General features: G+C 72.4%; 12 protein-coding genes. 4 read left to right on the top strand and 8 right to left on the bottom strand.

Going from position 1 to position 13,051, the window contains the following annotated elements:
• Positions 1-215: 215 nt before the first annotated feature.
• On the bottom strand, positions 216-2,423 hold the full coding sequence (locus ACFY3V_RS03375) for a hypothetical protein (protein ID WP_389769501.1): 2,208 nt from the start codon (positions 2,421-2,423) through the stop codon (positions 216-218).
• A gap of 202 nt (positions 2,424-2,625) precedes the next feature.
• Between ACFY3V_RS03375 and ACFY3V_RS03370 the strand changes: the two genes are divergently transcribed.
• Positions 2,626-5,766 (top strand): BTAD domain-containing putative transcriptional regulator, encoded by a 3,141-nt coding sequence (locus ACFY3V_RS03370; protein WP_389769499.1) that lies wholly within the window; start codon positions 2,626-2,628, stop codon positions 5,764-5,766.
• Here ACFY3V_RS03370 and ACFY3V_RS03365 read toward each other — a convergent pair.
• Entirely contained in the window at positions 5,748-6,557 is an 810-nt protein-coding gene (locus ACFY3V_RS03365; protein WP_389769496.1) for an ABC transporter permease, read from the bottom strand. The genes ACFY3V_RS03370 and ACFY3V_RS03365 overlap by 19 nt on opposite strands.
• Positions 6,554-7,507 (bottom strand): ATP-binding cassette domain-containing protein, encoded by a 954-nt coding sequence (locus ACFY3V_RS03360; RefSeq protein ID WP_350944303.1) that lies wholly within the window; start codon positions 7,505-7,507, stop codon positions 6,554-6,556. The genes ACFY3V_RS03365 and ACFY3V_RS03360 overlap by 4 nt, the downstream gene beginning before the upstream one ends.
• A gap of 173 nt (positions 7,508-7,680) precedes the next feature.
• Between ACFY3V_RS03360 and ACFY3V_RS03355 the strand changes: the two genes are divergently transcribed.
• From ACFY3V_RS03355 to ACFY3V_RS03345, 3 genes are all read left to right on the top strand, one after another.
• A complete protein-coding gene (locus ACFY3V_RS03355; RefSeq protein WP_350944302.1) occupies positions 7,681-7,803 on the top strand; it encodes a hypothetical protein in 123 nt (40 codons plus the stop codon).
• Between the two features lie 161 nt (positions 7,804-7,964).
• Positions 7,965-8,453 carry a cupin domain-containing protein gene (locus ACFY3V_RS03350; RefSeq protein WP_350944300.1) on the top strand — a complete coding sequence of 163 codons (489 nt, stop codon included), beginning with the start codon at positions 7,965-7,967 and terminating at the stop codon, positions 8,451-8,453.
• A 5-nt stretch (positions 8,454-8,458) separates the two neighbouring features.
• Positions 8,459-9,136: an ArsR/SmtB family transcription factor gene (locus ACFY3V_RS03345; protein ID WP_389769490.1), complete on the top strand. Its 678-nt coding sequence runs from the start codon at positions 8,459-8,461 to the stop codon at positions 9,134-9,136.
• Between the two features lie 38 nt (positions 9,137-9,174).
• Here the strand turns inward: ACFY3V_RS03345 and ACFY3V_RS03340 are convergent, their stop codons facing one another.
• The 5 genes from ACFY3V_RS03340 to ACFY3V_RS03320 all read right to left on the bottom strand — a co-directional run bounded on the left by ACFY3V_RS03340 (position 9,175) and on the right by ACFY3V_RS03320 (position 12,925).
• Positions 9,175-9,831, bottom strand: a complete 657-nt coding sequence (locus tag ACFY3V_RS03340; RefSeq protein WP_362920423.1) for a sensor histidine kinase — start codon at positions 9,829-9,831, stop codon at positions 9,175-9,177.
• Entirely contained in the window at positions 9,828-10,631 is an 804-nt protein-coding gene (locus ACFY3V_RS03335; RefSeq protein WP_350944295.1) for a hypothetical protein, read from the bottom strand. Before ACFY3V_RS03335 ends, ACFY3V_RS03340 begins: the two co-directional genes overlap by 4 nt.
• Positions 10,632-10,761: 130 nt before the next feature.
• Positions 10,762-11,601 (bottom strand): ABC transporter ATP-binding protein, encoded by an 840-nt coding sequence (locus ACFY3V_RS03330; RefSeq protein ID WP_350944293.1) that lies wholly within the window; start codon positions 11,599-11,601, stop codon positions 10,762-10,764.
• Complete coding sequence (locus ACFY3V_RS03325; RefSeq protein ID WP_362902618.1) at positions 11,598-12,401, bottom strand: zf-HC2 domain-containing protein; 804 nt, start codon at positions 12,399-12,401, stop codon at positions 11,598-11,600. Before ACFY3V_RS03325 ends, ACFY3V_RS03330 begins: the two co-directional genes overlap by 4 nt.
• Positions 12,398-12,925 (bottom strand): RNA polymerase sigma factor, encoded by a 528-nt coding sequence (locus ACFY3V_RS03320; protein WP_350944289.1) that lies wholly within the window; start codon positions 12,923-12,925, stop codon positions 12,398-12,400. Before ACFY3V_RS03320 ends, ACFY3V_RS03325 begins: the two co-directional genes overlap by 4 nt.
• Between the last annotated feature and the right edge of the window lie 126 nt (positions 12,926-13,051).

The raw sequence follows: 13,051 nt of genomic DNA, 5'->3' as shown, positions 1-13,051 counted from the left end.
GATCATGTTTTGTCGGCGATAGTCCTAATTTTCGTAATTCTGGTGTTGTGGAAGGGGTGATGCCCCCGAAGCGGTGGCGCCGATCCCCTGAACACGGTGCTCCACAGCGGAGGCGCGGCTCTCCGGCCCCGGTCGCGTGTCGCGACCCCGTCGGGGACGCGCGGCCGGTCATGACCTCCGGCGACCGGCCGTCACCGGTGGCGGCGGCGGAGACGTCAGCGTCGGCGTTTCCCGCCGCGGCCGTTGGCACGGCCCCGTGAGCCGGGCGCCGGGCTGGGCACGAGCCGCAGCCGGGCGCTCCTGGCCAGCATCGGTTCGTACACCAGCACGCGCAACTCCTCCAGCGCCTCCCGCGCGGGATGCCCGGAATCCAGCACCTCCGCGACGAACTCCGGCGCGTCCCTGCCCGCCGACTCGCGGAGCTGCTCCACGATGGCCTCGGGACCGCCCAGCTCCAGCAGGATGATCATCCCCTCGGCGAGGAGCAGCGAGTGCTCGCGGGCGGTGAGATCCTCGGGGCCCAGCTCTCCCTCCTCCAGAAGGGCGGTGAGGACGAGGGATCCCAGCGCCGGGTCGTGCCGGAGTCTCGCCCGCATCGACCGGCCGTCGGGGAGCGACTCGGTCAGGGCGGAGAGCATGGCGGAGGCGCGGGTGCGGAAGGGACAGGCGCGGATGGCGTCCAGGAGCGGCTCGATGTCACCTCCGTGCGCCGCGAGCCAGCCTTCGAGCTCGGCGACCGCCGTCTCCTGGGTGTAGTGCTGGGCGATCACTCCCAGCAGCTCGCCCGCCTCGGCGTCCGCCAGCTCCCCGATCAGCGGGGCGTCCCGCCCGTCGGCGAGCAGCCGCTCACGGACGGCTCGGGTGCCCAGGGGCGTTAGCGATACCAGCGGGCCGGGCTCCGCGAGGCGCGTCAGGAGCCGGGCGCACGCCTCGGGCGGCAACGGCAGGTCGTCCTGGGTGAGCTCGCCGATCCCCTCGACGAAGCCGGGACGCAGGTCGCTGGAGTACAGCTCGTCGGGCACGCCGTGGCTCGCCTCGACGGCACCGAGGCGGGAGAGGACGTCGAACACCACCAGGAGATCCTCGTCGACCCGTCGGCGCCAGACGTCCTGGCGGGAGCCGTTCTCCGCGAAGTCGAGCAGGAAGTATTCCTGGCAGGCGAGCCACACGGTCTCCTGCAGCCGGGCGACGGGGATCGGGGCCGGCAGGCTGTACATCGTGTTCAGCACGTCGGGCAGCAGCTCGTCGAACGCCGTGACGAGCATCGAGAAGCCGACCCTCCCGGAGGCGGGCGCGCAGATCGCGGCGCCCAGCTCGAAGACCGCCTCGAACGCGCGCCGCCACAGCGCCTCCGGGTCGTGCAGCAGCGGGGCGGCCTTGGCCACCGGGACCAGGCGTCCTTTGAGCACCCGCACCAGGCCCGCCTTCTTCGCCCAGGCCAGCAGGAGGTCCAACCGGGGCGTCTCCGTGGAGCCGCGCGCCCACTGATCCCGTTCCCCGGTGCCGGGCAGGTGCGCCGGATCCCCCTCCCCGGTGTCCGTCGGCCGCGCCGGATCCCGTTCCCCGGTGCCCGGCAGCGCCTCCGGATTGCGCTTCTGCGCGTTCGGCGGCTCCGTCGCTTCGCGGGTGCCGGACGTGCGTGCCCGCTGATCCGGCTCCCCGATGTCCAGCAGCTCCGCCAGCTCGCGGGCGTCGGCCGCCCGCAGGTCTCCGGCCTTGGTGAGAGGACGCCCGTCCTTCCCCACCCAGCCGGTCAGGGCGGTCAGCTGCCGTACGATCTCGCTCCTCGCGGCGTCGGCGGCGAGCTCGGCGGCGGTGGGGAGGGCGATGGGACACTGGGAGAAGGCCCGGTCGTCGTCGGGTCCCGCGCCGCCGAACTCGGCCTGGAGAAGCGCTTCGACCACGTCGGCGTCGAACTGTATCCGGCCGCTGCTGACGTCGTGCTGGAAGCGGGCCATGTCCTCTTCGTCGTCGAGGACGAAGCCGTTGTCGAGGGCGGTCTGCGCCCAGAGTCTCCCGATACCCTGCCGGGCCGGGTCGGCGAGCGCCGCGGGAAACTCCGCCTCCGCCTCGGCCACGGCCGCCTCCAGCTCGGCGAGGGAGGCGCCCCGGGGGTCGCGCAGGCCGGACGCGGTGAGGTAGCGCAGGAGCGTGAGCAGGTTCTCCGGCGCGGAGGCGAGGGTCTCGCGCTCGGCCGCGAGGTGCCGGGGGATCCATTCCAGGAGGAAACGCCGCACCTGTCGCGTGTCCCAGTAGGCGAGCCGCCCGTCACGGCTGCGGTGGCGCGCGTCCAGGACCGCGGCGAGCATCGCCTCGTCGGCCCGCGTGCCGCGCTCGTCCGCCCAGGCGAGACAGCGACGGACCAGCAGGTCCTTCGCCGACTCGAACTCCTCGGCCTCCTCCGGATCGAAATGCGTCCGCACCGTGAACCCCCTACTCCCGTTGCCGTCGGCCTCCCGGTCGTGAAAGGACCGGGCTCGCGGCTTCGCGCCGTCGATCGTGCCATTATCGCCGACAGATCGTGATCTCGATGGTACGGAGAGTAAAGGTGCGGGTCGGTGGGCGTGCGCGGCGTCGTGGAAACGCAGGAGCCGTGTCGTGCCGGGGCGTGGCACAGTTGGCCCCATGCGTGTGGGCATCCTGGGTCCGCTGGAGGTGACGGCGGCCGGTGAGAGCGTCGAGATCGGGGGTGTCCGGCTCCGCGTGCTGCTGATCCGGCTGGCACTGGGAGCGGGGCGGGTCGTCACCGCCGACGAGCTGTCGGACGCGCTCTGGCCCCAGGAGCAGCCCGCCGACCGCGCGAACGCGGTACGGTCGCTCGTCGCCAGGCTGCGCCGCAGCCTGCCGGACGCCTCGGTGCTGCTGTCGGATCGCGGCGGTTACCGGCTCGACCTGCCGCCCGAGGCCGTCGACGCGCACCGGTTCGAGCGGCTGGCGCGGGCGGGGAGGCGCGCGCTGAACGGCGGGGACGCGCAGGCCGCCGGATCCCTGCTCGGTGAGGCGCTCGGGCTCTGGCGAGGTCCCGCGCTGGCGGACGCGGCCGGAGCCTCCTTCGCCACGGCGTACGCGGCCGGTCTGGAGGAGGCGCGGCTGGCCGCGATCGAGGACCGGGCGGAGGCGGACCTGGCGGCCGGGCGGCACGCTCACCTGGTGGCCGAACTCTCCGAGGCGGCGACCCGTCATCCGCTGAGAGAGCGGCTGCAGGGACTGCTGCTGCGGGCGCTGCACGCCCAGGGGCGTCAGGCCGAGGCGCTGGCCGGTTACGAGAGGATCAGGCTCCGTCTGGCGGAGGAACTGGGGGCCGACCCGGGGCCCGAGCTGCGGGAGATTCACCTCGCGCTGCTCCAGGAGGGCGAGGCGGAGCCCGCCCGCCGGCAGAAGGGCAACCTGCGGACCGCGCTGACCAGCTTCGTCGGGCGTACGGCCGAGGTGCGGCGGGTCGGCGCGTCGCTGGCGGAGGGGCGGCTGGTCACGCTGGTCGGTCCCGGCGGGGCGGGCAAGACCCGGCTCGCGACCACCGTCGCCGGAGGGCTCGCCGAGCGGTGGCCCGGTGGTGCCTGGCTGGTGGAACTCGCGGCGGTGACCGACACGGCCGACGTGCCCCAGGCGGTGTTCGGCGCGCTCGGCACCCGGGTGCTCGATCCCCAGGGGGTGCCCAGGGATACGACGAGCCGCCTGGTCGAGGCGCTCTCGCGCGCCGAGACCCTGATCGTGCTGGACAACTGCGAGCACCTGGTCGAGGCCGTGGCCCACCTGGCGGAAGACCTGCTGGGGCGCTGCCCCGGGCTACGGGTCCTCGCCACCAGCAGGGAACCCCTCGGGATACTCGGCGAGGTGCTGTGCCCGGTCACCCCGCTCGGGCTGCCCGAGCCGGACGCCTCGGTGCGGCAGGCGGTGACCAGCCCGGCGGTGCGGCTGCTCGCCGAGCGGGCCGCCGCTGTACGGCCCGGCTTCGCGGTCACCGAGGAGAACGTCGCGGCCGTGGTGGAGATCTGCCGGCGGCTGGACGGGTTGCCTCTCGCGATCGAGCTGGCCGCGGCGCGGATGCGTTCCCTGACCGCGCCGCAGGTGGCCGAGCGTCTCGGCGACAGGTTCCGGCTGCTGACCGGTGGCAGCCGTACCGCGCTGCCCCGCCATCGGACGTTGCGCGCGGTCGTCGACTGGAGCTGGGACCTGCTCGGTGACGAACGCCGGTTCGCCGAGCGGCTCGCGGTGTTTCCCGGCGGGATCTCGGTGGAGGCGGCCGAGCGGGTGTGCGCGGAGCCGGGTACGGCCCTGGACCTGCTCGGCGTGCTGGTGGACAGGTCGCTGCTGCAGGTGGTCGAGGCGCCGCAGCCGCGCTACCGCATGCTGGAGACGATCCGGGAGTACGGGCTGGAGCGGCTCGCGGAGAACGGGGAGGTCGCCCGGGTGCGGGCCGCGCACGCGGCGTACTTCCTGGACCTCGCCGAGACGGCCGAGCCCTTTCTGCGCGAGGAGCGGCAGCTGGTCTGGCTCGTCGTGCTGGAGACCGAGCACGACAACCTGCTCGCCGCCCTGCACTTCGCCGCCGACGCGGGCGACGCGGACACGGCGGTACGGCTGGCCGCCGCGCTGAGCACCTTCTGGATGATGCGCGAGAACCACGCGGAGGCCGTGGTCCGGCTCCGTCTCGCCCTCGACGTTCCCGGTGAGGTCTCCTCGGAGCGCCGGTCGGTCGCGACCGCCTTCCACCTGATCAACAGGATGCTCGCCGGTGAGCACGAGGGCGTGGAGGACGTCGTCGAGCGGTTCGGGGCGCTGGCCGAGGTCGTTGCTCCCGACACCGGGGATCCGTTCCTCGCCCTGATCGAACCCATCTTCGCGATCTTCACCGACGACGTCGTCCGGGGCGTGGCCGCGATCGAGCGACGGATGTCGCACCCCCACCCGTGGACCCGCGCGATGCTCTTCATGATCAGGTCGGCGCTCCTGGAGAACGAGGGGGACCAGGTGGGAAGGCGCCGCGACCTGCTCGCCGCCGCCGCCGGGTTCCGCGACCTGGGGGACCGCTGGGGGCTCGCCCAGGTGCTGAGCTCGCTGGCGGAGGCACACCTGGTCTTCGGTGACTTCGACGAGGCCGTCGAGACGATGGAGGAGGCGATCCGGTTGCTGGGGGAGCTCAACCCCGACGACCACGCCGTGCACCAGCGGATCACGCTCGCCGGCGCGCGGGCGCAGCAGGGCGACGTGGACCGGGCGCGTGCCGAACTTCTGGCGATGACGCGGCCAGGGGAGCGGCGGTGGTCACAGCGGAACATCGCGTTCGCCCATCTCGCGCTGGGTGACCTCGACCGTCGTGCGGGCGACCTGGTCGGGGCGGAGCGGCACTACGAGGCGGCGGTGACCGGCATCGAGGGCATCGGGTTCGTCGCCCCGCAGTTCCACGCGTTGGTCCTGCGGGCGATGGCGCATCTGGCGGTGGACCGCGGTGACCTCGTGGCCGCGGAACGGTGGGTCACCGAGGCGACCGACTGGGCGGTCGAGGGGAAGGACATGCCGGTCCTGGCCCACGTCGGCGTCGCCGCGGCGGCCCTGCGCGCCCGCGAGGGCGACCTGGCGGGGGCCGCGGAGACCCTCGGCGTCGCCGAGCGGCTCCGCGGCGCCCCCGACCGGTTCAACCTGGAGATCGCCGGGCTGGTCCGGCGGCTCAGGGACGAGCTGGGCGACGCCGCCTACGACGCCGCCCACGCGCGGGGCATGGCGCTCGACCGGACCGCCGCGCTCGATCAGGTACGGCGGCGGTAGGCGCGGACCGCGAGCGGCGCGAACACCGCGAGGAAGAGCACCGAGGACAGCAGCGTCCACATCACCGGGCCCGTCGCCGGCCCGCCCAGCATCAGGGCGCGCGAGGCGTCCATCGCGTGCGCGACCGGGTTGATCCCCACCCAGGTCTGCAGCCAGCCGGGCAGGGTCTCCTTCGGTGTGATCATGCTGGTGCCGAAGGTGAGCGGGAACAGCACCAGGAAGGCCGTCCCCTGCACCCCGCCCGGACTGCGCATGAGCATCCCGATCAGGACGAACGCCCAGCTCAGGCTGAACGCGAAGAAGACGGTGAGCAGGCATGCGGCGAGCGCGGAGAGCGGGTCGGTCTGGATACGGAACCCCAGCAGGAGGCCGCAGGCGAGCAGGGAGACGACGGCCACCAGATAGCGCGCCAGGTCGCCGAGCACCGAGCCGATCAGCGGTGCGGACCGGCCGATCGGCAGGCTGCGGAACCGGTCGAAGACCCCCTTGTCGATGTCGGTGTTGAGGTTCACCCCGGTGGCCATCCCGGCGAACATCACCGTCTGCACCAGGATGGCGGGAAGCAGGAACTGCAGGTAGTCCTGGGTGGAGCCGGCCACCGCCCCGCCGAGCAGATAGACGTAGATCAGCACGAAGACGATCGGCTGCAGCGTCACGTCGAGCAGTTGCTCGGGGGTGCGCAGCGTCTTGGTCAGGCTCCTCCTGCCGAGCGCGAGGCTGTGCCGTACCAGCCCGAAGGGCCGCTTCCTGAGTGGCGCCGGCGCCTGCGCGCGTTCCACGGTGAGGGTCATGCCGCGTTCTCCTCTTCCTCGGCGTGACGTCCGGTGAGCGTGAAGAAGACCTCGTCCAGGCTGGGCAGCCGGAGGCTGAGCTCGGTGACCGAGATCCGCTCCTGGTCGAGCCGCCGTACGACCTCGGTGAACGCGGTGTCGCTCTCGACCGGAACGGTGATCACGCCTCGGCCCGGTGATTCCGGGGTGCGGCCGACCACAGCGCCGACGAGCGCGGCGGCGTCCGCCAGCCGGGCCGGGTCCGCGGGCCGGACGAGGATCGTCTGCCCGCCCACGACGTGCTTGAGTTCGGCCGGGGTGCCGTTCGCGATGACCCGTCCGTGGTCGATGACCGAGATGTTGTCGGCGAGGGCGTCGGCCTCCTCCAGATACTGCGTGGTGAGCAGCACGGTGACCCCGTCGGCGGCCAGCGAGCGGATGACGCTCCACATGTCGTCACGTTTGGCCGGATCCAGACCGGTCGTCGGCTCGTCCAGATAGACGACGGAGGGGCGGCCGACGAGACCGGCGGCGAGGTCGAGGCGGCGACGCATGCCGCCCGAGTACGTCTTGGCCGCCCGCCCCGCCGCCTCGGCGAGCCCGAACTCCTTCAGCAGTTCCGCGGCCCTCGCCTTGGCCTCCCCGCGGCGCAGGTCGAGCAGTTCCCCGATGAGCACGAGGTTCTCCGTGCCGGTGAGGTCGTCGTCGACCGACGCGTACTGCCCGGTCAGGCCGATCAGGCGGCGCACCCGGGCGGCGTGCCGTACGACGTCGAGCCCGCCGACCGTGGCGTGTCCCTCGTCGGGTCTGAGCAGGGTGGCCAGCACGCGCACGGCGGTGGTCTTTCCCGCGCCGTTCGGCCCGAGTACGCCGAGGACCGTGCCCTGCGGGGCGGCCAGGTCGACTCCGGCGAGCGCGGTCGTCTTTCCGAAGCGTTTGACGAGTCCTCGCGTCTCGAAGGCGAGGGTCATGAGGTTCTTCCCGGTGGTGTCTTCACCCCACGCACACTGGAGGAGCCGCGTGTCGGCGACGGCACAGATCCGTGTCGGCGAGCCGGTCGGCATGACACGCGGGAGGCGCGTTCCTCGGACGGACCCGCGTCGGGGGCCGGTTTTCCGAGGTCGTCACCGGGTAACGCGTGGACATGCGCATCGGAAACACGGAGGTCAGGATCCTGGGCGGCTGGGCCGGCTGCCTGACCATGATCCTCGTCTCCGTGCTGCTCTCGATCCTCCTCACGGTCGTGCTGAACCTGTTTCTCCGCTGACCCGCCCGGCGTCCGTGGTGGACGTCGCGCCGGGTGATCCGCCGACCGGAGTCGGCGGGACCGTTCGCATCGGTGCTCCCCGCCTCGTGTGACACCTTTCATTCCTTTATCCCCGTGTTCTATAGTCTTTTAGAGTATTTCCTCATAGGACGGGGAGTGCGATGTCGTATCCGGAGGCTCGTTACCTGGACGAGGCGGGCGAGAGCAGCGGGGTGTTCAGGCCGGCGAGCGCGGGGCCGGATCTGGTGATCGGTGGCACGACGGTGCGCTATCTGGGCACCGGCGCCTCGACGAACGGGCAGTTCGGCCTGTACCGCTGGGACATGGGGCCAAAACCCTCCGGTCCGGCGCCCCACTTCCACCGGACGATCTCCGAGTCCTTCTTCGTGCTCTCGGGGACGGTACGGCTGTTCGACGGGAAGTCCTGGACCGACGCGACGGCGGGAGACTTCCTGTACGTCCCCGAGGGCGGGGTGCACAGCTTCCGCAACGAGTCCGGCGAACCGGCCTCGATGCTCCTGCTCTTCGCCCCGGGCGCGCCGCGCGAGGCGTACTTCGAGGAACTCGCCGAGATCGCGAGCAGCGGGCGCCGGCTCACCGACGAGGAGTGGACGGACGTCTACCTGCGCCACGACCAGTACATGGTCTGACGGCCATGACGGAGTTTCGCGAGGAGCCGATCTACCGGCAGCTGGCGCGGATCGGCAGGACGCTGGCCAGTCCCGTCCGGCTCAGGCTGCTCGACGTGCTCGACCAGCGGGAGCGCACCGTCGAGCAGCTGTCGGAGGCGGCCGACATCCCGCTGAAGAACACCTCGGCCCAGCTGCAGCAGCTGCGCGCCGCCCACCTGGTGACGAGCCGCAGGGACGGTACGCGGATCTACTACCGGCTCGCCAACGAGCGGGTCTCCCGGTTTCTGGGCGAGCTGCAGGACTTCGCCGCCGAAAGACTCGCCGACCTGCGTGAGGCGGTCTCCGAACACCTCGGCGAGGTCGCCGTCCTGGAGGCGGTGACCGCCGAGGAACTCGCCGGACGTCTCACCGACCCCGACATCGTGATCGTCGACGTCCGTTCGGCCGCCGACCACGCCCTCGGCCATGTGCCGGGGGCGGTCTCGGTTCCGCTGGCCGAGCTGCGGGACCGTCTCGACGAGCTGCCCGGGGACGTCGAGATCGTGGCCTACTGCGGCGGCCCCTACTGCGTGGTCTCCCCGGAGGCGGTGCGGCTGCTGCGCGACCACGGCTTCCGGGCACGCCCGCTGGACGGCGGACTCGCCCGCTGGCGTCGTACGGGCAACCGGCTGCAGACCGGTTCCCCCCTCTCGGGCCCGTGACGGATCCGGGGAACCGCGGGGGCGGCGATCCGAGGTCCTCACGGCGCGGAGACAGCGGTCGACAGGGGGAGCACGGCCTTCACGAGTGCGCCGCCGCCCGGTGCGGGGCCCATCACGCAGGTCCCGCCGAGTTCGCGGGCGCGCTCACGCATCGAGGCGAGACCGATCCCCGGACGGGGAGCCGGGGGCGGCCCGCTCCCGTCGTCGCGGACCCGGACCGTGAGGAAGGAGTCGTCACGCCGGAGCGAGATCGTCGCCGAGCGGGCCCCGGCGTGCCGGCGGACGTTGGTGAGCGCCTCCTGCGCGATGCGGTACGCGGCCACCTCGACGGCCGAGGGCAGGCCGGACAGGTCGCCCTCGGTCTCGACGATCACCGAGGGTCCGTTGTCCGCCAGTGCCCGCACGGCTCCGGCCAGGCCGAGCGCGTCCAGGGCGGGCGGGTACAGGCCGTGTACCAGCTCTCTGATCTCCTGGCCGACCGCGTCCATGCCGTCGCGCAGTTCCGCCAGCAGGCGGTCGGTCGAGGCGGGGGCGGTGCGCAGGCTGATCCTGGCCATGTTGACGACCATCGCCATCTCGGTCAGCGCGTGGCCGAGCCCGTCGTGCAGATCCCGGCACAGTCGGCGGCGCTCCTCTTCACGGACACGGGCCAGCACGGTCGTCGGCGTGCCCTCCTGATCGGTGACGGCGGTCACGGCAGCTGCCAGATGCCGGAGAGCGCCGCGGTCAGGAGCAGCGTCGCGCCGATCCCGAGCCAGAACCCACGCCGGGCCGAGTCGCGCAGCATCGCCAGCGCCGCCGCTCCCAGGCTCAGCGCCAGCAGGTAGACCGCGTGCCAGAGCGCCGACCCCTCGGCCTTCTGGAACGTCCACATGGGGGAGGTCCACAGCACGAACTCCACGAGGAAGCCGAGGAAACGCTCGGAGCCCTGATAGACGATGTAGTTGAAACCGACCAGTACGGACATGACCGCGAACGGCACGCCCTGGCGGGGTGCCCAGCGGGCGGTCGCGGTCCCCAGGAGCGTGGCTCCGAGCACGCACAGCGGTGCGGCGGCCATCTCCCACACCGTGGGAGCATGTCCCAGGTCCACCTGGAACATCTGGCAGAGGCGCAGCAGCACCGCCTGGAACAGGCAGGCCAGCACGAACGGCCCGAGGGCGGCCAGGCAGGCGGCGGCCGTACGGTGCGCGCGGTCGACCGGGGCGGTGGACAGCAACTCGTCCGTGCCCGCCCGGTGTGCCGCGGTACCGGTGAGGTTCGCGGCGAAGAACGCAGGTACGCCCCATATCATCACCATCTGAGCGGTGATCATCCTGAAGGAGTCCTGCGGCCACTCCCAGGTGTGGCCGAGCAGCCCCGCCGTCATCAGCGCGGGCCCGAGCAGGGTGAGCGGGTGGCGGAGCAGCCGCCGGAGCTCGGCGTAGGCCAGCGCGGGCACCGCGTGACGCGTGGTGGCGGGCCACCGGCCGGCGAGCGACGACGAGCCTGTCATGACAGTCCTTTCCGCGGCCGGACGGCCGGTCCGCGTGTCCGTACCCGGGGCGGCGCGCCTGCCCGGGCTGGTGTCCGTGCCGTCGTCCGTCCCCGGCCCGCGGGCCGGGGACGGGGATCGTGGTCGCAGGTCATGCCGTCGCCGCCGTCGCCTTGTCGCCGAGCAGCAGCAGGTAGCCGTCCTCCACGGTCGGTTCGGCCGGCCGGGCCCCCTCGGGAGCGGGCCCGATGTTGCGGAACAGTCCTTCACCGGTACGCCAGGAGAGCACCCCCGACTTCTCCGTGGACAGCCAGACCCTGCCCTCGGCCAGGGTCCGGAGCTGCTCGGGTGTGCCCTCGAACGCGCACCGTCCCGCCTTGAGCACGACCACCCGGTTGCACAGGGCGGAAACGTCCTCGGTCTGGTGGGTGGAGAGCACGACGGTGCGGTCCTGTCCGATGTGCGAGATCAGCTCGCGGAACCGGAGCCGCTGTTCGGCGTCCAGACCGACGGTCGGCTCGTCCAGCAGGATCAGCTCGGGGTCGCCGAGCAGCGCCTGCGCGATGCCCAGCCGCCGCCGCATCCCGCCCGACAGCGTCCGGATCCGCTTACCGCTCACGGAGGTCAGCCCGACCTCCTCGATCACCCGGCGCACCTCGTCGTGCCGTGCCCGCCGCTCCACCATCTCCTTCAGGATCGCCACGTAGTCGACGAACTCGAAGACGGTGAACCCTCGCTGGTATCCCGGCTCCTGCGGCAGGTACCCCAGCCGCCGCCGGATCTCCAGCAGGTCCCCGGCCGGGTTCCGGCCGAGCAGTCTCAGCTCGCCCCCGTCCGGTGCGAGCACCGTCGCCAGCATCCTGACGAGCGTGGTCTTGCCCGCGCCGTTCGGCCCGAGCAGGCCGGTCACTCCCTTGCCCACGGTGAAGGTGAGCCCGTCCAGGACCCGGTCGCGGCCGTAGGCCTTCACCAGGCCGACTGCCTCGATCATGAGAACTCCCTGCGGCGAAAGAAGAGAAGCGCGACGGACACGAAGGTGACGACCAGGTAGCCCACCTGGCCGACGCCGCCGAACATCGCCAGGCTCGGCTCGCGAAGGTTGACGGAGACGGCCACGACCAGCCAGGTCGCCGCCACGGCGGCCCCGCAGTGGCGCGGATCGAACCGGCTGGACAGGGCGAGGGTCAGCGAGGTCAGGGCGAGTGAGGGCAGCAGCCACGCGGCCGCGGTCCAGTCGTGGTCCAGCAGGCCGAGGCCCGTCACCAACGCCAGCGCCGACGAGGACGTCAGCACCGCGGCGGCGCGGATCAGCATCAGCCGGAACATCGAGTACGGAGCCGCCAGGCCGATCTCGTGGGCCGGATCACCGTCCCTGCCGAAGGCCACGGCGACCCCGGCGACCGGCAGGATCGGGGCCAGCGTGAGATAGACGAGCAGCCCCTGCCGCGTCATCTCTCCCGAGGCCAACGCGGCGAACAGGAGCGCCACGGCGCTGGCCGCGATCCACGGCAGGCGTAGCGAGTGGGCGGCGCCCAGCAGGCGGGCCGTGTGCTCGTGGACACCGATCGCCCGCAGCAGCCGCTCGAACGGTCCCGGCACGGGCGCGTCCACCGCGTCGGCCACCTCCGCCCAGACCCGGTCCAGCCGAGGGCGCGGTACCTGGGGCGCGAGCAGGCTCCGGCATTGATCGCAGGCCAGCAGGTGGGCCTCGACCGAGGCGGCCAGGGTCGGGTTCAGCTCCCCGTCGGCGTACCTGACGGCCAGGCCGTCGTCCATGTGCCAGGTGCTCATACCAGTTCCTCCCTCAGCAGTGCCTTCGCGCGCATCATCCGGGTCTTGACGGTCCCGGCGGGGATACCGAGCAGCCGCCCGGCCTCACGGGTGGTCAGGCCGTCCAGGACCGTCGCCTGGACCACCGCGCGCAGCTCGGGGGAGAGCCGGCCCATCGCCTGGCCGAGCTCGCCGTACTCGATGCCGAGCAGCACCTGCTCCTCGGCCGAGACCATGACCTGCTCGTAGGCGGGCAGTGGCACCGCCGGACGACGGCGGAGCTGGTCCAGCAGGCGGCGGATGCCGATGCCCCAGATCCACGCGGCCACCTCTCCCTTGCCCTTCCAGGTGCGTGCCGTGCGCCAGACGGCCACGAAGGTGTCCTGGAGCGCCTCGTCCACCAGCGCCGGATCGGCGCACCGCCGGGTGAGCCGGATGACGAGCCAGGGTGCGTGCCGGGCGTAAAGGACCTCCAGGGCCCGGCGGTCCCCGTCGGCGACGGCCTCGAGCAGTCGAGCGTCCGTCCAGCTCTCGTGCTCACTCATGGGAGCCCCTTCAACGGTGTCATGCCTCTCTGTCGCATCCGGCCGCTCCGGCGGTTCACGGTTTCGTGGTGTCCGGTGCCGTACGGGTTCGCCGTGTCCGGGGATCCGGGGGCTGTCGTGTTCGGC

This window comes from Streptosporangium sp. NPDC000095 (genome assembly GCF_042899335.1).
GTDB lineage: Bacteria > Actinomycetota > Actinomycetes > Streptosporangiales > Streptosporangiaceae > Streptosporangium.
Note: the sequence above shows the minus strand (reverse complement) of the source record. Positions and strands in the feature narration are given on the sequence as shown.

Bases quoted from the DNA above. Each gene is read 5' to 3' on its own strand.
- ACFY3V_RS03370 (WP_389769499.1), top strand. From the start codon at position 2,626: ATGCGTGTGGGCATCCTGGGTCCGCTGGAGGTGACGGCGGCCGGTGAG.
- ACFY3V_RS03365 (WP_389769496.1), bottom strand. From the start codon at position 6,557: ATGACCCTCACCGTGGAACGCGCGCAGGCGCCGGCGCCACTCAGGAAG.
- ACFY3V_RS03360 (WP_350944303.1), bottom strand. From the start codon at position 7,507: ATGACCCTCGCCTTCGAGACGCGAGGACTCGTCAAACGCTTCGGAAAG.
- ACFY3V_RS03355 (WP_350944302.1), top strand. From the start codon at position 7,681: ATGCGCATCGGAAACACGGAGGTCAGGATCCTGGGCGGCTGGGCCGGC.
- ACFY3V_RS03350 (WP_350944300.1), top strand. From the start codon at position 7,965: ATGTCGTATCCGGAGGCTCGTTACCTGGACGAGGCGGGCGAGAGCAGC.
- ACFY3V_RS03345 (WP_389769490.1), top strand. From the start codon at position 8,459: ATGACGGAGTTTCGCGAGGAGCCGATCTACCGGCAGCTGGCGCGGATC.
- ACFY3V_RS03335 (WP_350944295.1), bottom strand. From the start codon at position 10,631: ATGACAGGCTCGTCGTCGCTCGCCGGCCGGTGGCCCGCCACCACGCGT.
- ACFY3V_RS03330 (WP_350944293.1), bottom strand. From the start codon at position 11,601: ATGATCGAGGCAGTCGGCCTGGTGAAGGCCTACGGCCGCGACCGGGTC.
- ACFY3V_RS03325 (WP_362902618.1), bottom strand. From the start codon at position 12,401: ATGAGCACCTGGCACATGGACGACGGCCTGGCCGTCAGGTACGCCGAC.
- ACFY3V_RS03320 (WP_350944289.1), bottom strand. From the start codon at position 12,925: ATGAGTGAGCACGAGAGCTGGACGGACGCTCGACTGCTCGAGGCCGTC.